This window comes from Neobacillus bataviensis LMG 21833 (genome assembly GCF_000307875.1).
GTDB lineage: Bacteria > Bacillota > Bacilli > Bacillales > Cytobacillaceae > Neobacillus > Neobacillus bataviensis.
Window position 1 is genome coordinate 62,147 of record NZ_AJLS01000126.1, and the last position, 24,171, is coordinate 86,317.

24 protein-coding genes are annotated in these 24,171 nt (G+C 38.3%); 11 read left to right on the forward strand and 13 right to left on the reverse strand.

Going from position 1 to position 24,171, the window contains the following annotated elements; genetic code table 11:
- Positions 1–12: 12 nt before the first annotated feature.
- Positions 13–432, forward strand: a complete 420-nt coding sequence (locus tag BABA_RS18290; protein ID WP_007086714.1) for a hemerythrin domain-containing protein — start codon at positions 13–15, stop codon at positions 430–432.
- A gap of 39 nt (positions 433–471) precedes the next feature.
- On the opposite strand, the gene BABA_RS18295 is transcribed toward BABA_RS18290, so the two are convergent.
- Positions 472–1,149 (reverse strand): LrgB family protein, encoded by a 678-nt coding sequence (locus BABA_RS18295; protein ID WP_007086715.1) that lies wholly within the window; start codon positions 1,147–1,149, stop codon positions 472–474.
- The gene (locus BABA_RS18300; protein ID WP_007086716.1) at positions 1,133–1,525 is read right to left on the reverse strand and encodes a CidA/LrgA family protein; all 393 of its coding nucleotides are present in this window, start codon (positions 1,523–1,525) and stop codon (positions 1,133–1,135) included. Before BABA_RS18300 ends, BABA_RS18295 begins: the two co-directional genes overlap by 17 nt.
- A gap of 163 nt (positions 1,526–1,688) precedes the next feature.
- On the opposite strand from BABA_RS18300, the gene BABA_RS18305 reads away from it, so the two are divergent.
- The gene (locus BABA_RS18305) at positions 1,689–2,291 is read left to right on the forward strand and encodes an SCO family protein (protein WP_007086717.1); all 603 of its coding nucleotides are present in this window, start codon (positions 1,689–1,691) and stop codon (positions 2,289–2,291) included.
- Positions 2,292–2,469: 178 nt separating this feature from the next.
- On the opposite strand, the gene BABA_RS28330 is transcribed toward BABA_RS18305, so the two are convergent.
- Positions 2,470–2,604 carry a hypothetical protein gene (locus BABA_RS28330; protein ID WP_268870170.1) on the reverse strand — a complete coding sequence of 45 codons (135 nt, stop codon included), beginning with the start codon at positions 2,602–2,604 and terminating at the stop codon, positions 2,470–2,472.
- A gap of 185 nt (positions 2,605–2,789) precedes the next feature.
- Here BABA_RS28330 and BABA_RS18310 point away from each other — a divergent pair, with 185 nt between their 5' ends.
- Entirely contained in the window at positions 2,790–4,409 is a 1,620-nt protein-coding gene (locus BABA_RS18310) for an ABC-F family ATP-binding cassette domain-containing protein (protein ID WP_007086718.1), read from the forward strand.
- A gap of 60 nt (positions 4,410–4,469) precedes the next feature.
- Here the strand turns inward: BABA_RS18310 and BABA_RS26720 are convergent, their stop codons facing one another.
- Positions 4,470–4,610, reverse strand: coding sequence for a YuzL family protein (locus tag BABA_RS26720; protein WP_007086719.1), 141 nt, complete (start codon positions 4,608–4,610; stop codon positions 4,470–4,472).
- A 100-nt stretch (positions 4,611–4,710) separates the two neighbouring features.
- Between BABA_RS26720 and BABA_RS18315 the strand changes: the two genes are divergently transcribed.
- A complete protein-coding gene (locus tag BABA_RS18315; protein ID WP_007086720.1) occupies positions 4,711–4,953 on the forward strand; it encodes a YkuS family protein in 243 nt (80 codons plus the stop codon).
- A 41-nt stretch (positions 4,954–4,994) separates the two neighbouring features.
- On the opposite strand, the gene BABA_RS18320 is transcribed toward BABA_RS18315, so the two are convergent.
- Together BABA_RS18320 and BABA_RS18325 are read right to left on the reverse strand one after the other, a co-directional pair.
- Positions 4,995–5,423 carry a hypothetical protein gene (locus BABA_RS18320; RefSeq protein WP_007086721.1) on the reverse strand — a complete coding sequence of 143 codons (429 nt, stop codon included), beginning with the start codon at positions 5,421–5,423 and terminating at the stop codon, positions 4,995–4,997.
- 126 nt (positions 5,424–5,549) lie between these two features.
- A complete protein-coding gene (locus tag BABA_RS18325; protein ID WP_007086722.1) occupies positions 5,550–6,038 on the reverse strand; it encodes an Hsp20/alpha crystallin family protein in 489 nt (162 codons plus the stop codon).
- 178 nt (positions 6,039–6,216) lie between these two features.
- Here BABA_RS18325 and BABA_RS18330 point away from each other — a divergent pair, with 178 nt between their 5' ends.
- Positions 6,217–6,477, forward strand: coding sequence for a hypothetical protein (locus tag BABA_RS18330; RefSeq protein WP_007086723.1), 261 nt, complete (start codon positions 6,217–6,219; stop codon positions 6,475–6,477).
- A 52-nt stretch (positions 6,478–6,529) separates the two neighbouring features.
- Here BABA_RS18330 and BABA_RS18335 read toward each other — a convergent pair whose 3' ends face one another.
- Positions 6,530–7,693 (reverse strand): D-alanyl-D-alanine carboxypeptidase family protein, encoded by a 1,164-nt coding sequence (locus BABA_RS18335; RefSeq protein ID WP_007086724.1) that lies wholly within the window; start codon positions 7,691–7,693, stop codon positions 6,530–6,532.
- Between the two features lie 105 nt (positions 7,694–7,798).
- Complete coding sequence (mprF, locus tag BABA_RS18340; protein WP_007086725.1) at positions 7,799–10,327, reverse strand: bifunctional lysylphosphatidylglycerol flippase/synthetase MprF; 2,529 nt, start codon at positions 10,325–10,327, stop codon at positions 7,799–7,801.
- Between the two features lie 265 nt (positions 10,328–10,592).
- Between mprF and BABA_RS18345 the strand changes: the two genes are divergently transcribed.
- The 5 genes from BABA_RS18345 to BABA_RS18370 all read left to right on the forward strand — a co-directional run bounded on the left by BABA_RS18345 (position 10,593) and on the right by BABA_RS18370 (position 16,409).
- The gene (locus BABA_RS18345) at positions 10,593–11,045 is read left to right on the forward strand and encodes a cupredoxin domain-containing protein (protein WP_007086726.1); all 453 of its coding nucleotides are present in this window, start codon (positions 10,593–10,595) and stop codon (positions 11,043–11,045) included.
- Positions 11,046–11,382: 337 nt separating this feature from the next.
- On the forward strand, positions 11,383–13,608 hold the full coding sequence (pflB, locus tag BABA_RS18350; protein WP_007086727.1) for a formate C-acetyltransferase: 2,226 nt from the start codon (positions 11,383–11,385) through the stop codon (positions 13,606–13,608).
- Positions 13,609–13,671: 63 nt separating this feature from the next.
- Positions 13,672–14,415, forward strand: coding sequence for a pyruvate formate-lyase-activating protein (gene pflA / locus BABA_RS18355; protein WP_211214201.1), 744 nt, complete (start codon positions 13,672–13,674; stop codon positions 14,413–14,415).
- 480 nt (positions 14,416–14,895) lie between these two features.
- Complete coding sequence (gene yidC, locus BABA_RS18365) at positions 14,896–15,690, forward strand: membrane protein insertase YidC (protein ID WP_007086730.1); 795 nt, start codon at positions 14,896–14,898, stop codon at positions 15,688–15,690.
- A 128-nt stretch (positions 15,691–15,818) separates the two neighbouring features.
- Positions 15,819–16,409: a YhcN/YlaJ family sporulation lipoprotein gene (locus BABA_RS18370; RefSeq protein WP_007086731.1), complete on the forward strand. Its 591-nt coding sequence runs from the start codon at positions 15,819–15,821 to the stop codon at positions 16,407–16,409.
- Between the two features lie 55 nt (positions 16,410–16,464).
- Here BABA_RS18370 and BABA_RS18375 read toward each other — a convergent pair whose 3' ends face one another.
- Positions 16,465–16,668, reverse strand: a complete 204-nt coding sequence (locus BABA_RS18375) for a DUF6501 family protein (RefSeq protein ID WP_007086732.1) — start codon at positions 16,666–16,668, stop codon at positions 16,465–16,467.
- 97 nt (positions 16,669–16,765) lie between these two features.
- Complete coding sequence (locus BABA_RS18380) at positions 16,766–18,403, reverse strand: AMP-binding protein (RefSeq protein ID WP_007086733.1); 1,638 nt, start codon at positions 18,401–18,403, stop codon at positions 16,766–16,768.
- 228 nt (positions 18,404–18,631) lie between these two features.
- Here BABA_RS18380 and sda point away from each other — a divergent pair, with 228 nt between their 5' ends.
- Positions 18,632–18,760, forward strand: a complete 129-nt coding sequence (gene sda / locus BABA_RS18385; RefSeq protein WP_420806005.1) for a sporulation histidine kinase inhibitor Sda — start codon at positions 18,632–18,634, stop codon at positions 18,758–18,760.
- A gap of 43 nt (positions 18,761–18,803) precedes the next feature.
- Here sda and odhB read toward each other — a convergent pair whose 3' ends face one another.
- The 3 genes from odhB to mnmH form a co-directional block, all read right to left on the reverse strand.
- Positions 18,804–20,057 (reverse strand): 2-oxoglutarate dehydrogenase complex dihydrolipoyllysine-residue succinyltransferase, encoded by a 1,254-nt coding sequence (odhB, locus tag BABA_RS18390; protein ID WP_007086734.1) that lies wholly within the window; start codon positions 20,055–20,057, stop codon positions 18,804–18,806.
- Positions 20,050–22,917 carry a 2-oxoglutarate dehydrogenase E1 component gene (locus BABA_RS18395; RefSeq protein WP_007086735.1) on the reverse strand — a complete coding sequence of 956 codons (2,868 nt, stop codon included), beginning with the start codon at positions 22,915–22,917 and terminating at the stop codon, positions 20,050–20,052. Before BABA_RS18395 ends, odhB begins: the two co-directional genes overlap by 8 nt.
- A gap of 147 nt (positions 22,918–23,064) precedes the next feature.
- Entirely contained in the window at positions 23,065–24,135 is a 1,071-nt protein-coding gene (mnmH, locus tag BABA_RS18400; RefSeq protein ID WP_007086736.1) for a tRNA 2-selenouridine(34) synthase MnmH, read from the reverse strand.
- Positions 24,136–24,171: the final 36 nt, after the last annotated feature.

Here is a 24,171-nt window from a genome sequence, read left to right on the forward strand (position 1 = left end):
AGGAGAATTTCAATGTCAGGACCGTCATTAAGAAAAAAACATGCCCACCATTCCATCCATGATGGGATCTATACGGAGGCTAGAGATTTAACAAATGTCTTGAAAGAATTAGTACGTGAAAAAAAAGCAGAAAATAGTAATGAGGTATGTGATGCGTTGATTGAACATTGGGAGACACGAACTTTAGCACATGCTCAATCTGAAGAGGAAGGTTTTTTTGTTGAAAAGCTAAAAGATCAGCCTGATTTGCACGACACCATTATTAAATTAAAAAGGGATCATCAAATCTTAGAATTAATCGTGCGGTCTATTAAAGAAAAGAAGGAAAGTAATGGAGTGACTGAGGAGATTCTGCCTTATTTTGAGGCCTTGCTCGTTGTGTTTGAGATTCATAATGACGAAGAGGAACACTCATTATTTGAAATGGAATAAAATGAGCGCAAAAAAAGCAAAGGCGAAATCCTTTGCTTTTTATACTATGAAACCGATTATAATCGGAATAATAAAAGAGGTTAACACGGCCGCAATCCCCATCGCTGCACCTGCTACAGCACCTTGTACCTCTCCTTCTTTTACCGCTTCGGCCGTTCCGATGCCATGTGCAATCGTTCCAATCGCCAAGCCCCTTGCAAACGGATGATTGATTTTACATACGTTCAAAAGTTTGGCCCCAAACATCGCCCCAATCATCCCTGTGATAATCACATAAACAGCGATGAGCGAGATATTGCCATGAATAATCTTCCCTATTTCAGTCGCAACTGGGACAGTAACTGATTTAACAGTTAATGCTCGGATGAACATGTCAGAAAGGTTTAGCCACCTGGCTAGAAGAATGGCAGATGTAATTGTGGTAACAATCCCGAATGACAGGCCTACAAAGGCAGCCCAGAAGTATTTTCTAAACAAATCCCGATTTTTATAAATGGGAACAGCAAGGGCAACAGTAGCCGGGCCAAGTAAATAGGTCATGATGGTTTTTGCCGGCATGTATTCGTCAAAAGAAATATGTGAAACCACTAATAAAGCAATGATGATAATGGTGCTTAAAAACACGGGACTCGTTAACGGAGAGGAATACTTTTTCCCTAAGAAACGAGTAAATAGATAGGCAGAAACGGTAATAAGAATACTATAGAGCGTGATCATGATACGTTACATTTTCCTTCTCATTTTTCACAATAACGGTTTGCGTGACTTTCCCGGCAAAAAACAAACCAAGAAAAGCACTAAAAATTAGAATAATCAAGAGAAACAAACCTTTCGCTGCGAAAACATCTCCTAGTGTCATGAGACCAACTGAAATCGGAATAAAAAAGAATCCAAGATGTTTCAACAACCAACCGGATGCCCATTCAATTTGTTCAAGCTTAATCACACCTAACCAAAGCAAAACGAACAATATAACAATGCCAATGACATTTCCGGGAATCGGCAAATGAAAAAACCGTGTTGTCAAATTCCCAAGTTGATAGATTACAATCAGAATGACCAATTGCATCGTAAATTTCCAAACCATTTTCATCTTAAAAACACCTATCTCCCAAATAAAGAATCTGATTTTTCAAAAATCCCTCATAATATTACAGTATAAATGAATAACCATTTTGCCGCATCCACTTTTGTTCACAGAATATCCATTTCTTTTTTCGAAAAAGTTCTTTATCTTAGTTGTAGGAGGGTTTGCGATGAAAAAAATCTATCTAATTTGCAGTCTTGCTGTATTCCTGGGGATTGCAGGAGGAATTTCTTTTTTCCTAATACGGGATACAAATGCGGCAATACCAGCAGATGTTACGTTGATTAACCAAAATGGAGACCCCTATCAATTTGGCAAAGATAAAACGAAATTAAAACTAATTGAGTTTATCTATACTCATTGCCCTGATGTTTGTCCCACCACCACCCAAAAGATGGTTAAATTGAAAAATGATTTAGTTGAAAAAGGAGTATTTGGTAAGAATATTGAATTTGTCACCATTACCATTGATCCCTATCGTGACACCCCTGAAATTTTACAAGGATATAGACAAGGGTTTGGCATAAAAGATGATAAGAATTGGGTATTCTTAACCGGTGAAAAGCAAAACATGAAAAACTCTCAAAAAGAAATTAGGAAAGTTACTGATGCTATGCAATTTCAATACAAAGACCCTGGGAACGGGCAATTTATCCATTCAACCTTCACCTATTTAGTGGATGAAAACAACAAATTTGTTGCAAAGTTCCCTATGGGTAATGAATTTAAGGAACAAGAAGTTTATGATAAAATTATTGATAAAATTAAGTAATAAAAAAGCGGAAGCGACTTGTTCAGCCCCGACAGGCATAAGACGAACCGCGAGGAGGCAGTTTCCCAGCCACCACAGCGGGGCTGCTTATGACCCGAGGGGCTAGGCGCTGGAGCTGGCCAATAAAAAAAGCGGTTAGTCCACTTGGATTAATCGCTTTTTAATACCAATTTTCTAATTAGTTCACGGATGAAGGATATTTTTTCAGTTGCTGCATTGATAAAAGGTAATTGGACTTTGGTTTAGTTAGACTCGCTTTAATACCAGCTTTTTTTAACTTGTTTACGAGTTCAGTAAGCTGTTTTTTTGCCATACTTCTCACCCTCTTTAAAACATCTTAAATTAATTTTACAACAAATATATGAATAAAGTGTGAATATGGAAAATTTTTTTTAGAATTTTTTTCTTTAATCCTTCGCTCCACTTGGAAAAATTCGCTCTTATATTATTTTAATGGTATAATTTAAAGCAATATGTTTTTTGGAGGATGTTTGAATCATGATTACTGTAAGTAATGTAAGTTTAAGATATGGTGACCGTAAGCTATTTGAAGATGTTAACATCAAGTTTACACCGGGCAATTGCTACGGACTGATCGGTGCGAATGGCGCTGGAAAATCAACTTTTTTAAAAATCTTATCCGGAGAGATTGAAGCCCAAACCGGAACAGTTCAACTTGGACCAAATGAACGGATGGCTGTATTAAAACAGAACCATTTTGAGTATGAGGAATTTGAAGTCTTAAAAACCGTCATCATGGGTCATTCAAGATTGTATGAAGTGATGCAGGAAAAAGATGCCATTTACATGAAAGAAAACTTTACTGACGAAGATGGCATGAAGGCTGCCGAACTCGAGGGAGAATTTGCTGAATTAAACGGGTGGGAAGCTGAGCCTGAAGCAGCCATTCTCTTAAAAGGACTTGGGATTGGCGAAGATCTTCATGATAAAAAAATGGCCGAATTAACGGGATCTGAAAAAGTAAAAGTATTGCTGGCGCAGGCATTATTCGGCAGACCTGATGTTTTACTTCTCGATGAGCCTACCAACCACTTAGACATCAAAGCGATTCAATGGCTTGAGGATTTCTTAATAAACTTTGAAAATACCGTCATTGTTGTATCCCATGACCGTCACTTCTTAAATAAAGTTTGTACACATATCGCTGATTTGGATTTCAGTAAAATTCAAATCTATGTTGGGAACTATGATTTTTGGTATGAATCAAGCCAGTTAGCATCAAGAATGGCATCGGATCAGAACAAAAAGAAGGAAGAAAAAATTAAAGAGCTGCAAAGCTTTATTGCCCGCTTTAGTGCAAATGCCTCTAAATCCAAGCAGGCAACATCTCGGAAAAAGCTATTAGATAAAATCACCCTAGATGATATCAGACCATCCTCTCGCCGCTATCCATTCGTAGGGTTTACACCAGAACGTGAAATCGGCAATGACCTATTACGTGTGGAAGGTTTAACAAAAACCATTGATGGTGTTAAAATCCTTGATAACATTAATTTCTTTATGAATAAGGGTGATAAAATTGCGCTTGTAGGAACAAACGAAGTCGCAAAAACCACTCTGTTTAAGATATTAATGGGTGAAATGGAAGCGGACAGCGGCACCTTTAAGTGGGGCATCACTACTTCACAGGCTTACTTCCCTAAGGATAACTCCGAGTATTTTGAGAATAGTGATCTTAACCTTGTCGATTGGCTTCGCCAATTCTCGCCAAAGGATGATAGTGAAAGCTTCTTGCGTGGATTTTTAGGAAGAATGTTATTTTCTGGAGAAGATGTGTTAAAGAAAGCAAGTGTGCTTTCCGGTGGTGAAAAAGTTCGTTGTATGCTCTCTAAAATGATGCTAAACGGGGCAAATGTATTGCTGCTCGATGAGCCAACAAACCATTTAGACCTAGAATCCATCACTGCACTTAATAACGGATTAATCAATTTCAAAGGTTCGATGCTCTTTTCATCACATGACCATCAGTTCATTCAAACCATCGCAAACCGAGTGTTTGAATTTACACCAAATGGCCTAGTAGATAAGCAAATGAGCTATGACGAATATCTTGAAAATGATGAAATTCAAAAGCAAGTAGCGGAAATGTATAAATAATCATAATAAGAGGATGTCTCATGGGCTCAACCCCTTCTGAGGACATCCTCTTTCTTTGTTTTAGTAGCGTTTTTGTTTTTTTCTAGAAGATGGTTCTTCTCGTGAACCTGTTTCAGTCATGGTTGTCCCCTGACCCTCTACTTGCGGCGAGCTAAGCCCGATTGTGGATGGATCAGCTTTTCGTTTACTGCGTTTTCCCATTTGACACACCTCCCCTACTATCTTTTGGAAAATTAATGCCTGCTATACGGAATATTTACCGTAATCTTTGGCATGATAATTTATTGAGGAGGTGTTTTGTATGGCAAAAGTTGGAGTAGAACAATCGCTTACAAATATTCAACAAGCACTAAGGGAAAAAGGTCATGATGTGATTGAACTGAAGCAGGAGTCAGATGCGCAAAATTGTGACTGTTGTGTTGTTACTGGCCTTGATTCAAACGTAATGGGTATGCAGGATACCTTTACAAAAGGCTCTGTCATTGATGCAAATGGGATGTCAGCTGATGAAGTATGCCAGCAAGTTGAGAGCAGACTGCAATAATTACCTTATAAAGACTAAAGGATGCAAACTTTAGTCTTTTTTTAATTCTCCTTTTTCGCATGGATCGTAACCTTTGGTCCTTTTTCTGCCGAAGGCTTCTTCATTTTTCCCTTTACATTTCTTTCACCCTTATTTTCTTCATCCTCGTTTATATCTTCTTCGTCCAACTTTGGGGTGAATTCACTCCCATATGTTGCTCCAATATTCAATTTACCTTTTAACTCTTTAATACCAAGTTGACCAAAATTATTATTTAACTCATATTTATCTAAAATGATTTTTTCTATATTAATTTTTTCAATGATGATTGGAGGATCAGTTGGTTTATTACCCTTTGGCTTTTGTTCTTGGAAGTCTTGCAGCGATTTTTTTAACTCTTCGATATTCCTTTCTAAGGAAAGTAATTTTTTCTTTAATTCCTGTTCTTCATCATTTTTCCTGAAAAGTAGGAATACATCTTTAAGTGACATGCTCACAAACTCCCTTATTTTATACCTTACTTTTATTTATATGGAGAAAACATCATAACATGTCCAATCGCAAAATAGTCGAACATATAAATGTTCGAATCATTATGGTTCTCGGGGCAAAATGGTTTAGTCGATAGGGATGATTTCTCCTTTTTCAACCGTACGTTGATAACTTACGAAAAGGATTCCGTTCCAAAACTTTGCATTTAATTGGTTAGGACTAACGGGATCCGGTAAGGTAATTTGTCGTTGGAATTCACCATAAAATCTTTCCGAATAGGTTAAATTTAGTTGTGGATTGATCGGTAAGGCCTTTCCTTTAACGGTAAGGATTGTGCCGTTTAGCCCTAATTCAAGATTTTCCTTCATGACCCCAGGCACTTCAATCATGACAACCACCTCATTCTCATTCTCTAATACATCAATGGCCGGGAATGTTTTCGCAGTTTTTTCCTCGCGAGCAGATGGTCCATTAGTGTTGGAAGTCGGCTGGTTGAATTGTTGTTCGTTCATAAATTGCTTGGCGAAATCTTGATCAAATATATTGTTCCAGAAGTCTCCCCCATGCATATTCTTAGCAATGTCCATCCATTGTTTTAATTTATCCATCTCCATCTATCCACACCCCTTTCTTCCCTCTTAAATATGTGTGGAGTACAAAAGGAAATTTATTTTTTACGTTCCTACTTCCATCTTACTAATCTGTTTAGAAATTTAATCCAACTATTATGCCCGTTTCATAAACCTTCAAAAAAAGCATATAGTTAATAGCAAGGAAAAAGGAGGGGATTAGATGCCGGCACCGGTTCCATATATTAATATAAATATATTTATGATAAAAATAAATTCCTTTGAAAATGCGTCTGCCGTAAATATAGGGCAAAACTTATTGGCTGAGTGGCATAATTCAGATAAAAAAAACCAGGGCTACGGGCAAAATTTTGGTGACAAAAGTGACTTTGTGGGAACAAGAAGTTTTGTCGATGATAAAGACCAAATTGACTCTCCCTCCTCCTTCGACTCCCGGCCAATTACAATTGATAAGCAGACCTAAAGAAATAAGCCATGGAAGGGAGTCCCTTTCCACGGCTTATTTCAAACAAGATTCAGTTTTTACTTATCCATTTCTTGCGGAAACCAATGATTACCACTAAGAATGCAAGGAGCGTAAACCCAAAGATTACATTTATATCTAAAATCTGTTGCTTTTTTTCTTTCGTTTTACCTACTGTTGTTGGAGGAGCCATTTTCACCACAGGCTGCTCTTTTTCCTTTAATTGAATCAACTGATTTGACTGGACATCATGATTTTCAATCGATAGGATCCCGTCATTATTGATCTTTTTCATACACCCTTCGACATCCTCTGTAATAAGGATATCGGTTTCTGGATAAAATTCTTTATTTTCAGCTTTATAAATTTCTCCCTGTCTAATGGTTGAACGTTGATAGGCCTTAAAACCGTAATCCAATAATAAAGCGGTATCGTTATACTTATCATTTTTTAAATCAGACTTTAGCACAATCGCTGTCAGCCTGATTTTTCCGTTATCGGCAGTGGTTGCCAATGTTTGTTTAGTTTCATCCGTATAACCAGTCTTTCCTCCAGTTACTTCAGGATATGGAAGCTCCCCTTTTAACATCCGGTGATGGGTATAAAGCGTAGCCTCCCAAGATTGCCCCTTCCATTCCAACACCTTTGTTCCAAATATTTCAGCAAAAACAGGGTTCTTGATCGCATAATTGGTTATTAAGGCTAAATCCATGGCCGTTGTATAATGATTTTCATCAAACAAACCATTCGGATTCGTAAAATGCGTATTGTTTACACCAACTTTGTTTTTTAAATAATGATTTAGATTTTCGGCAAAATGATCTATGGTGCCATCAAGATGTTCGGCAATTGCCATTGCAGCATCATTTCCTGAATTAATCAGCATTCCTTGAATCAGCTTCTTTAACGGAACTTGTTCCCCTTCATTTAGGTAGACACGCGTACCGTCTTGGCTTGCGGCATTCGCACTGACAGTCGCGATTCCATCTAAATTCCCCTTTTCAATGGCATAGATGGCAGTAGCAATTTTCGTTACGCTTGCAGGGTACATTTTTTCATTGGCATTTTTAGCATAAAGAACAGCACCCGTGTCGGAATCTAATAGAACTGCCGATTCACTTTTTAGATCCAACTGCTCGGTTTCAGCAGCAAAGGTTTTAATTTGAGTAGTAAATAGGAGTAGCACGATGATGATGCAGGAAACGAAATTTTTCAATTAATAAACACCCTTACCATTACAATTTATCCCTTTTAAATTTTAACAGATTCTTCAAAAAAATAAAGAAAAAAAACCGGATAGGAACATCCTACCGGTCTGCTTTCATGTCCTTTTTTTTGAAATTAATAGCGTTATTTGGGTCATTATGAAGGGCAATGAGGATTTTCTTCTGTAAGCTAAGTATTTCGGCTCCCAAATATTTGTATATTTTTGCTTAAACTTTCTCAGACCCTGGAAGTGATAAATAAAATGGCCGTGCAGAAAGATTTGCGCTGCTATTTTCTCGCTTAAAAAGGAAAATCTCGAAAGGCCCACATTCGCCAAAGGTGCCATTCCCATATTAAAGCGATCATAGCCATGTCTCTTTGCCCAGTCAATTAACGAAAGAAACAGAAAATCGATGGTTCCAGATGGTGCATCCGGTCTCACTCTCATTAAATCAACCGAAATAGTTTGATGCTCATCATATACATGCATAATGCTCATGAAGCCAAGAATTCGCTTATTCTCATCACTGATAATGGCAATGGGAGCCTTATTTAGATAGTGTTCATCAAAGAAACCGAGCGAAAAACCTTTTTCTTTTCTCCCCTGCAGCCATTCATTTGAAATTCCTTTTAACTCTTCTAATAATTCTATCGAAAAAGGAGGATTTACTAATTCAAAATGGAACTGTTCACGGCTGAATTTATTTTTTAAGGCCCTTAATCCCTTCATTTTGTTTCCACTAAGTGTAAAGGTCTTCAAATCTACAAAAGCCTCCTCACCCAATTTAAAAAATGCAAAGCCATGCCCGTGTAAATATGGCAGCATGTCATCACTAACTTGATAAAAAACAGGGGTATAACCATACAAATCGGCAATTTCTTGAAATTCCTCAATTGCATTTGATAATTCCTTTTTCTCCCCAACAGGGTCGCCAAGGATGACTAATTTATCCGCGTATTTTTGGAATGGGATTAAAACATTTTTCTGGCTGTTCCAGAAAATATATTTATCATGTAAAAAGATTAAATGGGATAATACTTTTCCTTTATACTTTGTTAAATGGTTAGTTATTTCTTCTTCATGACCTATTGATTTCTCAAATTTCCACTTTTTAGGCAAGCTAATCAAATAGCCGGAAAACAAGATCAATAATGCTATCACTAACCCAATACCGGCACTCATGAACAAGTCACGATAATCGACAATGACATACGGTAAGAATTTTGTGGGAATAGTTAATTTTGCTTTTGGCAAATTTAAATACCCAATCAAAATATACATGGAGGTAATAACCAGAATCACTGTGATATCGAAAATGGTTTTTCCCCACGTAAGTACATAGCTTTCCCGATAAAATTGCCCCTTTGACATCCTTAGCAGGAGCGCGACGATGATTAAAAAGATAGCTTCTTCATAATCAATCCCTTTAAAAATGGAGAATAAGGCAGCCAGAATCAACGCAAGCATGGTCAAGTCATATGTTCTTTTCACGCTGTATTCAATGCCGCGTGACAACCCTAATAGCAAAAAGCCAGTTGCTACCGAAAGTTGATGTGACACATTTATAATCGGAAAAGACAGCAGCTCCTGAGCAATCTTAAGCCTTGACATAATTCCCGGAACACTTGCAGATAAAAGCAAGATTAACCCTGATAAAAATACAAGCATGGTTAAAATGGCATGACTTAATCCCTGTATAATTGCTTTAGGAAGATAATTCCAGGATTGGTTCCACCTTTGCCAGTAAAGCTTGATAAAAAAGACTAAGCTGACCAAAAATGGGATGAAGTAATACCCAATTCGGTAAAGCAAAAGCAAGACGAGGAATTTCTCTTCTGGTACGTGTAAATCCTGCATCCCCCAAATAAATACCAAGTCAAAGGAACCGAGCCCGCCGGGAATCATACTGATAATCCCTGCACATGCAGCTACAATATATACCGGAAATAAATTTTCGAAGGTGATAGAAATACCAAGAATCCTGCTCAAAATAAATATGGCTATAAACACAGCAAACCATTCGATAACTGAGACAATGACTAGCTTGATAGTCACGTAAGTGGTTATTAATGTCTGATTATCTTTCTTTGACTTAATCATATGTATTATTAAAAAAACGGGTAAATATAAACCTACCACTACAACAGCAAAATAAAGCCATTTGGTTTCAACAAACAACGGAAAATGACGATAGCGGATCGTGACAATCCAAGTAAGAATAGAAATCCCCGTTAGATAATAAAGCGATACAGAAGCAATTACCCCTAGAAGTTTCCGCTTATCCTGTTCAAGCTTATGAAAAAAGTAAGTTCTTAGCATGGCCCCAATTAATCCGCCAAAACCGATTAAATTAGAAAAGGAATTAGCGATAAATGATTGTTCCAGCAGTTCCCTTTTTGAAACATTTAACTTTAAAACTCTCACTAAAATGACATCGTAAAGCAGCATCGGTAAAACCGCTGCAAAGGTAACCACGAGAATCAATAATAAACTCCAGGTATTCAGTTGATTTATTTCATTTTTGAGTAATTGGCCATTCAAATTCCCGGTAAATTTTCTGATCTCAATAATGGCGAAAATTAATAAAAACAATGGAAAGATAAATTTTGCACCTTTTACTATCTTTTCTTTTCTTATCCCCAACAAGATTACCACCTATTTTTTCATTCCTGATTTTACTATAAACTCTCCGCTAGGAAAAACAAAGAAATATATTCCATAATAGAACATAGTTAGTTTAATTGTAGACATTTTAGATAAGGTTCAACCGTCTTTTGCGTAACTCATTGCTACTATAGTATATTTCTGAAAAGATAAACTAAGTAATAAAAGTTTTAAAAAGAGACAAGTTTCCTAACCTTACCTGCATAAGTATAAATAGGACAAATTATGGGGAGGTTATTTTTTCATGAAATTCTTAGTTTTAAAGAAAGATACACTACTATTCTTTTTAGCTGTCGGCATTGTAATCGCCAGTATTTCTGCCTGGTTTTTGTTAAAAGCCGGTGATGCCACTGTTTTTAATCAACAATCAGATAAAGAAATCCGCGAAATCCATATGGTTACAGGAGAATTCAAGGCAACAACAAAGGATGGGAAAGTACTAGAAGCCTACCGTTGGGATCCGGGCACGGTGACCATTGAAAAAGGGGAAAAAGTGAGGCTGCTCATTAGTGGAATAAATGGTGAAAAACATCCATTTTATATTGAAGGGACAAAAATTAAAGGTACAGTGAAAAAGGGTGAGGAAACGATAGTTCCACTTCAATTCGATAAAGAGGGAACCTATCGGTTAATCTGTGAGGTGCATTCAGACAGGTCAAATAACGGACCGATGATTGCCTATATTGTAGTCGATTAAAAGCAGGATATATGTATCCTGCTTTTTTCATTACTCAAATGGTTCTGTTTCATTTGTTTCCACTATTACTACGTTGATATTATTGGTTTTTTCTTATATAACAGTCTCTCTACTTTCCAAAATTCTTATAGTACAGTTTTACTATTACTAACAATCATGTTCACAAATTATTCAAAAATGCCGCTATAAAACCCCATTATAACAACACTTCACAATATCTTAACAATTTGACCCTATTTTATGTGACACTTTTCACATTATCCCTGTTATACTCTAATTAAGATATAAATAGATAATCTGTTATATAGTTTTTAAATAATATAAGAGGTGAATAATCATGGAACAATGGCAAGGATTTAGTAAAGGAACATGGACAAGAGAAGTAAATGTACGCGACTTTATTTTGAAGAACTTTAATCCTTATGAAGGTGATGATTCCTTCTTAACTACTGCTACTGACGCAACCAATAAACTATGGGAACAAGTAATGGAGTTAACGAAACAGGAACGTGAAAATGGCGGTGTCCTAGATATGGACACCGAAACGGTTTCTACGATCACATCACATGGACCAGGATATCTAGATGAAGACCTTGAAAAAGTAGTAGGTGTGCAAACAGATAAACCATTTAATCGATCCATGCAGCCTTTTGGTGGAATTAGAATGGCGAAAGCAGCATGCGAAGCATACGGATACGAATTAAATCCTGAAATCGAGAGAATCTTTACAGAGTTCCGTAAAACACATAATCAAGGTGTATTTGATGCCTATACAGAAGAAATGCTGAAGGCCCGTAAGGCTGGAATCATTACCGGACTTCCAGATGCCTATGGCCGCGGCCGCATTATTGGAGATTATCGCCGTGTCGCCTTATACGGTGTTGATTTCTTGATGAAAGAAAAACAAAAAGATTATAAAAATACAAGCAGCGTCATGACAGAAGATAACATTCGTTTACGTGAAGAACTTTCCGAACAATACCGTGCGTTGAAAGAACTGAAAGAACTTGCAAAAAGCTATGGATTTGATGTTTCCCGCCCTGCTGAAACAGCTCAAGAAGCATTCCAATGGTTATACCTAGCATACTTGGCAGCTATTAAGGAGCAAAACGGGGCAGCGATGAGCCTTGGCCGCGTGTCTACATTCCTTGATATCTATATTGAAAGAGATTTACAAAATGGTAGATTAACAGAGGTGGAAGCCCAGGAACTTGTCGACCATTTTGTGATGAAGCTGCGTCTTGTAAAATTTGCCCGGACACCTGATTATAACGAATTATTTAGCGGCGACCCAACATGGGTAACAGAATCCATTGGTGGTATGGCACTTGACGGACGTTCATTAGTAACGAAAAGCTCCTTCCGTTTCCTTCATACACTAGATAATCTAGGCCCTGCACCAGAGCCAAACTTAACCGTTTTATGGTCAACACAATTGCCTGAACACTTTAAGAAATATTGTGCGAAGATGTCCATCAAGACTAGCTCCATTCAATATGAAAATGACGAGATTATGCGTCCAGAATATGGTGATGACTACGGGATTGCCTGCTGCGTATCAGCGATGGAAATCGGAAAACAAATGCAATTCTTTGGCGCTCGTGCCAACCTTGCAAAAGCAATGCTCTACGCTATCAACGGCGGTGTCGATGAAAAACTAAAACTTCAAGTCGGACCACAATATCAGCCAATTACTGCAGAAGTTTTAAATTACGATGAAGTCATGCAGAAATTTGATAAAATGATGGAATGGCTAGCAGGTCTTTATATTAACACCTTGAATATTATTCACTACATGCACGATAAATACAGCTACGAACGCATAGAAATGGCTTTACACGATACGGAAATTCTCCGTACAATGGCAACAGGAATTGCTGGCTTAAGTGTTGTTGCCGACTCACTAAGTGCCATTAAATATGGTGAAGTAAAGGTCATTCGTGATGAAAACGGTATTGCCGTAGATTTTGAAATAAACGGCGATTTCCCTAAATACGGAAACAACGACGATCGCGTTGACAGTATCGCGGTTGAAATTGTCGAAACATTTATGAAAAAACTGTGCAAACACCAAACCTATCGTGATTCAGTGCATACATTGTCCATTCTAACCATCACTTCAAACGTGGTATATGGGAAGAAAACGGGCAATACACCAGATGGCCGCCGTACCGGTGAACCATTTGCACCAGGTGCAAACCCAATGCATGGCCGTGATACAAAAGGAACATTAGCTTCCTTGTCTTCTGTTGCCAAGCTTCCATATAGCTATGCAATGGACGGAATTTCTAATACTTTCTCCATCGTTCCAAAGGCACTTGGAAAAGAAGAAGAAAGCCAAGTTCGCAACCTAGTTTCCATCTTGGACGGCTATGCCATCAAAACAGGACACCATCTAAACGTAAACGTCTTTAATCGTGAAACACTTATGGATGCGATGGAACATCCGGAACTCTATCCACAATTAACGATTCGTGTGTCCGGATATGCGGTAAACTTTATCAAACTAACAAAAGAACAACAGCTTGACGTAATAAATCGTACCTTCCATGAGTCATTGTAAGTAAAATTCTTAGGGGCTCCCCTACTGCGAGGAGCCCCAGCCTTATAAATGAAAGGGGTCATCATCATGAACGGAAATATTCATTCTATTGAAACATTAGGAACGGTCGATGGGCCAGGGATTCGCTATGTTATTTTTACTCAAGGCTGTCTTTTACGCTGCCAGTTTTGCCATAACGCGGATACATGGGAAATCGGCTCAGGGAAACAGATGACTGTTTCCGAAATCATGGATGATCTAATGAGCTACCTCCCTTTCATTCAAGCATCTGGAGGCGGGATTACTGTCAGCGGCGGTGAGCCATTACTGCAAGTCCCTTTCCTAACGGAATTATTCAAGGAATGCAAACGCCAAGGAATTCATACTACTATTGATTCATCCGGCGGCTGCTTCTCCCATTCAAAGCTATTTATTGAACAGCTAGAAGAGCTTTTACAGGTAACGGACTTGGTTCTCCTAGATTTAAAGCATATTAATCGAAAAAAACATATTCAGCTGACTGGAATGGCAAATGACCACATTCTTGAATTCGCAAAATTTTTATCTGATCGGAAAGTTCCTATTTGGGTTCGTCATGTGTTGGTGCCTACCGTTACCGATGATCCGGAAGATTTGCAAAAACTCGGTGAGTTCATAGGGACACTTGAAAATGTGGATAAGATTGAGATCCTTCCTTACCACAAACTTGGTGTATATAAATGGGAAGCACTTGGGCATGAATATCCGTTAAAACATGTTGAGCCGCCAACTGAGGAAAAGGCGGAGTATGCTTATCAAACAATAACTGCCCATTGGAAAAAACGTTAAAGTAGAATTCAAACACCAATTCCTGAAGAATTGGTGTTTGAAGATTTTTTAGTTTAGCTAGGAAGTCATTCCCACCTAGTATTTTATAGGGTTTAAATTGATTATTTGGCTATTCTCCGCTATACTCATATCATTGGTAAAAAGAAAGAGGTGAAAATTTTTGTTTCAGTTACTCATTGACCACTCGGATATAAATACCCTGAATGCTCTTTACGTCAGTATTTACTTGGGATTAATACTCAAATTTTTATTGGCTTGGGGTGTCGAGTATTCCTTCATGGGCAATACTTCCAATCCAGCAAACACAAAAATTATTCACCCATTGGTTTTTTACCGCAAAAAAAGTGGTTTACATGGAAGCTTTATTCTGAAAAGAATTGTTAAATATATTCGTAGGAAAGATTGTACCAAGGATGATTCCGAAGAACCTATTTCCTTCCTTTTGACTTAAACAATTTATACAACATTTTAGGAGGAAATATGAAAACGAAACGATCATCTATCTTACTTGCAGTCCTTTTAATCTTACCAACGCTACTATTATCAGCTTGCTCATCAAATGCACAAAATGGTAATAGCACTGGATTTTTTCAAACTTATTTTGTCCATCCATTTTCGACCATTATTCATGCAACAGCTGAACTATTTAATGGAAACTATGGTTTAGCAATTATTCTGGTCACTCTGATTATCCGACTTATCCTCATGCCGTTCATGTTAAAACAATACAAAAATCAAATGGCAATGAAGGAAAAAATGGATGTCTTAAAGCCTGAAATGGATGTTATCCAAAAGAAAATGAAGACGGAAACGGATCCTAAGAAAAAACAAGAGCTTCAGGCTGAAATGATGGGTTTGTATAAAAAACACGGTGTCAATCCATTGAATATGGGTTGTTTACCTCTTTTGATTCAAATGCCAATTTTAACCGCCTTTTATTATGCGATTCGCGGCTCAAAGGAAATTGCCGCCCATCAATTCTTATGGTTTAATTTGGGTCATCCTGATATCATTATCACGATTATTGCAGGGGTAGTTTACTACTTCCAGTTTAAAGTTTCGCAAACCAATATGCCGACTGCACAGCAGCAGCAAATGAAAATTATGGGTCTGATGTCACCGTTAATGATTGTAATGTTTTCCTTTAGTGCTCCAGCTGCACTGCCGCTTTATTGGGTTGTTGGCGGGCTATTCTTAACCATCCAAACCTTCATTAGCCACAGACTATATAAATCAGCAAAATCTATCGACACGACTCCAGTTAAACAAAAATAATGGATATGAAAAGGAAGCATTTCTTGATGAATGCTTCTTCTTTTTTTTCAAAATGTTGGCAGGATAGTCCTTTGCTAAATTAGACAACCTATTTTTGTACAACTAAGATTAAAGGAGTGCTTACCAACATGAAAAAAAGCTTATTTGTTATTGGATCCCTCATATTTAGTTTGTATTTATCTGGTTGTGCGAAGAATAATGTCAATGATGATGTCGCGTACCGCAACCGAATTAATGAACCAACAAGGGTAAATTATAATACCCCAAATAACGGTGGACCTGCGATTACGGGGGTTGACACAAGCAACCGAGGTCTGGATCGAAATCGTAACAACATAATGAATGTTCGAAACGATAATCGAAATAATGTAGGAAACCATCAATCAAAAATAAGAATTGCGGATAAAGCGGCAGATAAGGTATCTGGTCTGCCTGAAGTTGACACTGCAAATATCCTTGTAACCGATAACAACGCCTATGTTGCAGCAAGGCTGGATCCTTCTTCACGTAATGAATTGACTTCGAAGATAGAGAATAAAATTTCTCGAGCCGTTAAATCGGTCGACTCCAGTGTCGACAATGTTTATGTATCCGTTAATCCAGATTTTTATGATCGAATGAATAATTATGCTGGCGATATCCGAAATGGAAAACCAATCTCAGGTTTCTTCAATCAGTTTTCGGATACCATCAGAAGAGTGTTCCCTGATGCTAGGTAATTGTTAAGACGATTAAAAGGGTCAGATTCCTAATAGGAATCTGACCCTTAAAGCATTAAATATCCTGAAAATATTCCTTGTAAAATCCGCCGACTTTTCCTGTATTATCAATTATGTAATAAAACTCTTCTGTTTCGTTTTTTACATCATAAATAGTACCGGCAGTTAGGGCGTTATTTACAAGATATTTTTTGGCATCTGTATGAACGCATTTTACTTTTTTTACTGTTTCACGATCCCGCCATGTTAAATGAATCATTGCTGCCACCGTTCCTTTCAGTATTGTCCATGTTCTAGTATAATCAATCGGGCAAGTGTTGTGCAACAATATCCATCCTCTTTTCTTGGGACAACTATTAATTTTTTACCATCTCAATCGCTTTTTCTCTAAGACGGAACTTTTGAATTTTTCCTGATGCCGTCATTGGATAGGCATCCGTAAATTTAATGTAACGGGGAATTTTGTGCTTGGAAATCCTCCCCAAGCAAAATTCTTTTAGCTCTTCAGCAGTAGCGGTTTCTCCCTCTTTTAAAATAATCCATGCCATTACTTCCTCCCCATATACTTCGTCTGGAATCCCAATTACCTGGATATCAAGAACCTTTGGATGAGAATATAAAAATTCTTCGATTTCTCGAGGATAAATATTTTCGCCACCGCGAATGATCATATCTTTTAACCGCCCTGTTATTTTACAATAACCGTTTTCATCCATCACTGCTAAATCGCCTGTATGCAGCCACCCTTCTGCATCAATCGCTTCATTTGTGGCCGTAATATTTTTATAATACCCTTTCATAACATGGTATCCTCGTGTGCAAAGTTCGCCCTGAACACCGTATCCGACTTCTCTATCCGTTCCCGGTTCAACAATTTTCACTTCCACGTTCGGCAATGCTTTTCCTACTGTTTCTACCCGCAACTCAATTGGATCATTGGTTCTCGTTTGCATGATCACCGGTGATGATTCTGTTTGACCATATGCGATTGTGATTTCTGTTGCTCCCATTTTTTCGATGACAGCCTTCATGACCTCGATAGGGCAGTTGGATCCTGCCATAATACCTGTTCGTAACGTTGAAAGGTCAAATTTGTCAAAATCGGGGTCATTTAATTCGGCAATAAACATGGTTGGAACACCATGAAGCCCTGTACACTTTTCATCTTGAACCGTTTGTAATACTCTTTTTGGGCTGAATTCCTGTACTGGAACCATTGTCGCGCCGACTGAAACGCTTGCCATCGTTCCAAGGACACATCCAAAGCAATGAAAAAACGGCACAGGGATACAAAGCCTATCAGCCACGGTAAGCTTCATACAACCTGCAATATTAAAGCCATTATTGACAATATTGTTATGGGTGAGCATGACTCCTTTTGGGAACCCCGTGGTTCCTGAAGTATACTGCATATTAATGACATCATCCGGTTCAAGAGAATCCATTCGCCTATTTAATTCCGAATCTGAAATGGTTTCTCCAAGCTTGATGATGTCTTCCCAGGAAAATGTTCCAGGATACCTTTTTTCACCTAAGACAATGACATTTTTAAGAAACGGCAATAGACTACTTTTTAGCCTGCCAGGTTCTGAGATTTTCAATTCGGGGACAATTTCATAAATCATATCAATATAAGATGTATCCTTCAAAGTATCCATTAAAACAATTGTGGTTGTATCTGATTGTTTTAAGAGGTATTCAAGTTCAGCAGTCCGATAGTTCGTGTTAACTGTGACAAGAACAGCACCCATTTTACCGGTAGCAAATTGGGTTACGAGCCATTCAGGGGTGTTAGTAGACCAAGCAGCAAGCTGTTCTCCTTTGTCAATTCCGAGCTTCATAAAACCCTTTGCAGCACGGCGACAAATATCATCAAATTCACGATACGTCCATCTTAAGTTCCGATCGGAATAAACCACTGCAGGATGTTCCGGGTGTAACGCTGCTTTTTCTTCTACTAGTTTTCCAATGGTAATATTTAATAATGATGACATCCTTCATCCCCCTAACATTACAAACGAAATAAAAGAACGCTTACAAAAATATGTTACCACATCTGAGTGAATATTCAATATTTTTTGAATACAACTTTATTCAGCTTTTGTGAACCTTTTTTTACATTTGTAAAATAGGGGTTCTCAAAAGCTTAGAAAACCATTACAATAGTAAAAACTGAATATTCAATCCATTTTTCCAAGGAGGGCATTCTCAAATTGAAAATTATGAGTAACGAGCAGTTGGTTGTTTCGTATCGGGATGCATTAAAGTCTGGAAAGGAAAAGGAATGGATCAAAATTTTAAAAGATGAAATTCAACGTCGTGGATTAAGACCCTTTAAGAATCGCAATTAAAAGCTAAAAACCGCTGAGAATTAGTTCAGCGGTTTTTCTCATATTATCCTTCCAATAGTAAATTTTCTGGATCCTCAAGCAATTCTTTTATTTTGCTTAAAAAGCTAACTGCTTCTTTTCCATCGACAATCCGGTGGTCATAAGAAAGAGCAACATACATCATTGGCCTGTTTTCCATTCTTTCCTTATCCATCGCTACTGGTCTGAGTTGAATTTTATGCATCCCAAGGATGGCAACTTGCGGGCCATTTAGGATCGGTGTCGACAGTAAAGACCCGAACACTCCCCCATTTGTGATGGTAAAGGTTCCCCCCTGTAAGTCCTTTAATGCTAATTTATTCGTTTTTGCCTTTTCAGCAAGCTGCATGATATCCAGCTCAATTTCTGCAAACGTTTTACGATCGGCGTCTCTTACAACGGGAACTACCAGTCCTTCTGCTGCGGCAACAGCAATACCAATATCGTAGAATTTTTTTATCAGCAGATTATCACCTTGAATTTCAGCATTTATATAGGGAAATTTCTTTAATGCTGCAACAGCTGCTTTTGTAAAAAATGACATAAATCCAAGCCTGACATCATGTTCCTCGAAGAATGTATCCTTTCTCCGTTTTCTAAGATCCATCACAGCGGTCAAATCAATTTCATTAAAGGTTGTAAGCATTGCTGCTGTTTGCTGAACCTCGACAAGGCGCTTAGCAATCGTTTGCCGGCGTCTTGACATCCGCTCATAAATAATTGGTTTAGACTCGTCTTGAACCTTAGGAACTGCTTCTTTGTTTGGTTGGTTATTTTTATTCTCTTGCTGAAAAGAAGTTACATCCTGCTTTCGAATCCTTCCTAGTGGATCCATTGCAGGTATTTCATTTAGGTTTACCCCTTTTTCTCTTGCTAGCTTGCGAGCGGCCGGAGAGGCGATAGGTCTTTGGCTAGTGCTTTGATCTGCCTTTTGACTGTTTGCAGTTTCTTTGGAATCCGCAATAGGCACAATCGGTTCCAATTTTGTTGGTTCGGCCATTGGTTCTGCTGGTTTATTTTCTACTGCTGGTGCGAAACTTTCGCCACTTTCATCAACAACGGCAATCGTTTCACCCACCCTTACACTATCACCTTCTGAAAACTTCTGCTCGGTGATTTTACCGGAATAATCGGAAATGATCTCGATATTCACCTTATCAGTTTCTAATTCGACAAGGTACTCTCCCTGTTCAACGTGATCCCCAACATTTTTCAGCCATTTAGCAATTGTTCCCTCTGAAATCGATTCTGCTAATTCCGGTACTTTTATTTCAGCCATTATTTACGCCTCCTTGTTCATTCCGTGAAAGTGCTGCATGAAGAATTTTTGATTGACCGAGTTTATGAACATTTGGCTCACCTTCAGCAGGACTGGAGCGGCGGCGGCGCCCCGCAAATTCCACCCTTATTCCATTTGGGGCAATTCCATTGATTCGGGGTTCTACAAAATTCCAGGCACCCATATTTTTCGGCTCCTCCTGAACCCAGAAAATTTCCTTTAGATTTTTGTATCGTCCAAATATTTCTTCTAGAATGGTTGTTGGAAATGGGTAGATTTCCTCCAGCCTTAACACTTGAAGCCAATCATATTGACTCTCTTCTTTTAATTGCTCAGCAATATCGATTGCGACTTTTCCTGAACAAAGGACAACACGCGCTATCTTTTTATGATCCCTAGCGGAAGTGAATTGCTCCAAAACAGGTTTAAATTCTCCTTCACTTAGTTCAAGCCCCGACGAGGATACCAATGGATTTCTTAACAGGCTTTTTGGTGCCATGATAATAAGTGGCCGTACTTCCTTTTTCGTCAGCATTGCCGCCTGACGCCTTAAAATATGAAAATATTGTGCCGCACTTGATAGATTGGCAATCGTCCAGTTTTTTTCCGCTGCTGATTGTAGAAATCTCTCCAGCCTTCCACTTGAATGTTCCGGCCCTTGGCCTTCATACCCATGTGGCAGCAATAAGACGAGCCCAGATTTTTGCCCCCATTTTGCCATGCCCGCTGCGATAAACTGATCAAAAATGACCTGCGCAGCATTTGCAAAGTCACCGTATTGCGCCTCCCAAATAACGAGTGTTTCGGGAGAAAATATTGTATACCCATATTCAAAACCAACTACCGCTGCTTCTGTTAATGGGCTGTTATAAACGGCAAAGGAAGCATTTCCATCGGACAAGAGGTGGAGGGGTAAAAATGCCGCTCCGGTTTTGCTGTCATGAAGCACCAAGTTACGTTGGGCAAAAGTACCCCGCTCCGAGTCTTGCCCCGATAATCTTATCGGCGTTCCATCCGCTAAAATAGTTGCAAATGCAAGAGCCTCCGCTAATGCCCAATCCACTTTTCCATTTTCATTCAGCGCTTCGGCACGTCTATTTAAGATTTTTTCTAGTTTGTTAAACACGTTAAAATCTTTTGGCCATGCAAGTAGTTCATTATTTATTTTTTGAAGCTTTTCTAAAGGGACATTCGTGATAATCGATGCCTCTTCTTTTATAAAAACAGGAGGTTCAGGTACCTTTACTTCACCATCCTTCGAGATAAGTGAAACTTTCCGGAAAGCAGCATCCAGTTTTTCCTTAATTTCATTTTCCATTCCCGCTGCATCACTTTCGGTAATTATTCCTTCATTTTTTAAACTTTTCGTATAAATCTCTTTAACGGTTGGGTGACCCTGAATGATTGTATACATTTGCGGGCTTGTCGTCATCGGCTCATCCATCTCATTATGACCATATCTACGGTATCCCACTAAATCAATGAGGAAATCCTTTTGAAAAACGGCGCGATATTCTGCTGCTAAAAAGGCTGCTTTCATGCAGGCATCCGGATCATCTGCATTAACATGAATAATCGGAATTTCGAATCCTTTCGCCAAATCACTAGCATAACGAGTGGATCTGGAATCCTCTGATTCCGTTGTAAATCCTATCGTATTATTTGCGATAATGTGAATAGTGCCACTGGTTCTGTATCCTTTTAAGCGGCTTAAATTTAATGTTTCCGCTACAATTCCTTCGCCTGGAAATGCTGCATCACCATGAATTAAGATGGCAAGCGCTGCTTTACTATTTTCATTTGGGTAACCTGGTTTATTTCTATCGTCTTGTGCAGCCCTTGTAAAACCTTCAACAACAGCCCCAACATATTCAAGATGGCTCGGATTGTTCGCTAGAGACACTTTGGCTTTAACTGAATTTTCAACTGGAAGCTGTCTATTTAAACCGAGATGATATTTGACATCCCCTGTCCAGCCAAAATTGATTCCAATTGAACCTTCTGAGGGCACGAGTTCTTTATTAGGTGCGTGCTGAAACTCCGCAAATATCATTTCATATGGCTTTCCAAGCACATGTGCAAGCACATTTAATCTTCCCCGATGTGCCATGCCAATATTTAGGTATTCAGCGCCGTTTTTAATGGCATCCGAAATAATTTCATCAATGATTGGTACCATCACGTCAAGTCCTTCAATGGAAAAACGCTTTTGACCGACAAACGTTTTATGAAGAAACCTCTCAAACTCTTCTACTTCATACAGCCGTTTTAATGTTTTTAGCCTTTTGTTTTCGGAAATAAAAGGACTATTTCTACCTGCTTCGATTTTTTCAATCAGCCAATTTTTCTCTTCTACGGCATGAACATGGTCAAACTCATAGGCGATGGATTTCGTGTAAACATCCTTCAAAAATCGATACGCATCTAAGGCCGTTGCCAAATCACAATATGAACAAAGAATTTCCGCTGGTAAGGTGTTTAAATCCTCCTCACTTAGCCCATAATTTCCAAGTTCAAAATGTGTTTGATCTGGTTTATGATTTCCTAACGGATAAATATTGGCAGCAAGGTGCCCATAGGTCCGAATATTATCAGCAAGTTTTACAGCTGCTATTATTTTTCTCTGCTGAGTTAGTTCAGAAGCTGAAATCGTTCGATCCAAACCCGAAACCGATTTTGGTATTGTTTTCGCAAAAGCAGAAAAGTCTTCCTCATTCATTTGTTCAAAAAGTTCTCTCATATCTACTTCAACTGAAAGCGGTTCCTTTATATACCTTTCAAATTGATCGATCAAATAGCCAAGATTAGGACCTGAAAAATTATTTAGAAAGGCTCCTTTTTCTAAATCTCTTCTTTCCATTCATCGAACCCCCTTAAACCATATGTTTCTGTAAACCATCTTTATTACTATTATCATTTCACAATAAAACGAACCAGAAATTGATATAAATCAAAAAAAGATGCCATTTAGGTTATTTACCCTAATGACATCCCTTGAATCTTATTTCTATTTATTTTCCGTTAAAATGGGCTGAAATAAAAACTCATTCAGTTTACCTGCAATTTGGATCGCGGCGTCCATTGGATCTTCAGCAAATATGTCAAAGAATTCTCCTTCATACTCTTGTCTTGCATGGTCATAGCGCGGGTCATAATAGTGTTCGAGTAATATCATGATCATTTCTCGATAATTCTTTTCATGCAAAGATTCCATGAGTTTTTTTCTTATTTCTATATCTTTCACACGTTTTAATACCTTTTCAATACCCAATGAGATTTGTTCGAAATACCAAGGCTCCCGTTCATATGGCATCACATATTCAGAAACAAGCTGCGTAACTCTTTGTTCAAGAGATGAATGGATATAAATGTTAATCCCTTTAAATTTAACATCCATCAATTTTTCTGGCTGAACGGCTTTGCCAATTCGTTTGCTTTCTGCTTCCACAAGAAAATAATCGCTGCCCTGGATTTTCTGAAGTCCCTTAAATAAAAGGGAATCAAATGTTTTTTGATTATGGCCCTCCCCAAGACCAATTGTACCGAAAATAGACCCACGATGACCTGCCATGTCTTCAAGGTCAAGGATTGGATAGCCTTTCCTTTCCAAAACCTTCAACACCTCTGTTTTGCCAACACCTGTCATCCCATGAAGAACAACCGCCTGATTAGGAATGATGGTGGGGACTTTTTCAAGAATATGATGACGATATGCCTTATAACCGCCAAGTAACCGCCATGCATAAATTCCGGCAAATTCTAAAAAAGTCACTACCGCTTTACTGCGCATCCCGCCGCGCCAACAATGGATCACTAATTCTCCCTCGGTATGATGGGATTTTATCGTTTTAAGAAGCATAGGGATTTTCGGTGAAACAAATTCCATTGCTCTCCACTTTGCTGCTGCCTGCCCTTCGTGTTTGTAAATGGTTCCGACTTCTTGACGTTCTTCATCGGAAAATAAAGGAACATTGATCGCTCCTGGAATAGCGCCTTCCTTAAATTCAATTGGTGAGCGGATATCGATGATCTTTGGTTCTTTCAAATTAAAAAGCTCTTCCACGGTTAAATCCTTCATAACACAACGCCCCTAGAAAAAATAATCTTATTGCAT

Excerpts from the sequence above, each read along its gene's own strand:
- BABA_RS18310 (WP_007086718.1), top strand. The coding sequence starts at position 2,790 with ATGATTACTGTAAGTAATGTAAGTTTAAGATATGGTGACCGTAAGCTA.
- BABA_RS18370 (WP_007086731.1), top strand. The coding sequence starts at position 15,819 with ATGAAAAAAAGCTTATTTGTTATTGGATCCCTCATATTTAGTTTGTAT.
- BABA_RS18305 (WP_007086717.1), top strand. The coding sequence starts at position 1,689 with ATGAAAAAAATCTATCTAATTTGCAGTCTTGCTGTATTCCTGGGGATT.
- BABA_RS18295 (WP_007086715.1), bottom strand. The coding sequence starts at position 1,149 with ATGATCACGCTCTATAGTATTCTTATTACCGTTTCTGCCTATCTATTT.
- BABA_RS26720 (WP_007086719.1), bottom strand. The coding sequence starts at position 4,610 with ATGGGAAAACGCAGTAAACGAAAAGCTGATCCATCCACAATCGGGCTT.
- BABA_RS18330 (WP_007086723.1), top strand. The coding sequence starts at position 6,217 with ATGCCGGCACCGGTTCCATATATTAATATAAATATATTTATGATAAAA.
- BABA_RS18380 (WP_007086733.1), bottom strand. The coding sequence starts at position 18,403 with ATGTCATCATTATTAAATATTACCATTGGAAAACTAGTAGAAGAAAAA.
- BABA_RS18320 (WP_007086721.1), bottom strand. The coding sequence starts at position 5,423 with ATGTCACTTAAAGATGTATTCCTACTTTTCAGGAAAAATGATGAAGAA.
- yidC (WP_007086730.1), top strand. The coding sequence starts at position 14,896 with ATGAAAACGAAACGATCATCTATCTTACTTGCAGTCCTTTTAATCTTA.
- BABA_RS18395 (WP_007086735.1), bottom strand. The coding sequence starts at position 22,917 with ATGGAAAGAAGAGATTTAGAAAAAGGAGCCTTTCTAAATAATTTTTCA.
- BABA_RS18315 (WP_007086720.1), top strand. The coding sequence starts at position 4,711 with ATGGCAAAAGTTGGAGTAGAACAATCGCTTACAAATATTCAACAAGCA.
- sda (WP_420806005.1), top strand. The coding sequence starts at position 18,632 with ATGAGTAACGAGCAGTTGGTTGTTTCGTATCGGGATGCATTAAAGTCT.
- odhB (WP_007086734.1), bottom strand. The coding sequence starts at position 20,057 with ATGGCTGAAATAAAAGTACCGGAATTAGCAGAATCGATTTCAGAGGGA.
- BABA_RS18325 (WP_007086722.1), bottom strand. The coding sequence starts at position 6,038 with ATGGAGATGGATAAATTAAAACAATGGATGGACATTGCTAAGAATATG.
- pflB (WP_007086727.1), top strand. The coding sequence starts at position 11,383 with ATGGAACAATGGCAAGGATTTAGTAAAGGAACATGGACAAGAGAAGTA.
- BABA_RS18375 (WP_007086732.1), bottom strand. The coding sequence starts at position 16,668 with ATGATTCATTTAACATGGCGGGATCGTGAAACAGTAAAAAAAGTAAAA.
- BABA_RS18300 (WP_007086716.1), bottom strand. The coding sequence starts at position 1,525 with ATGAAAATGGTTTGGAAATTTACGATGCAATTGGTCATTCTGATTGTA.
- BABA_RS18345 (WP_007086726.1), top strand. The coding sequence starts at position 10,593 with ATGAAATTCTTAGTTTTAAAGAAAGATACACTACTATTCTTTTTAGCT.
- BABA_RS28330 (WP_268870170.1), bottom strand. The coding sequence starts at position 2,604 with ATGGCAAAAAAACAGCTTACTGAACTCGTAAACAAGTTAAAAAAAGCT.
- mnmH (WP_007086736.1), bottom strand. The coding sequence starts at position 24,135 with ATGAAGGATTTAACCGTGGAAGAGCTTTTTAATTTGAAAGAACCAAAG.
- BABA_RS18290 (WP_007086714.1), top strand. The coding sequence starts at position 13 with ATGTCAGGACCGTCATTAAGAAAAAAACATGCCCACCATTCCATCCAT.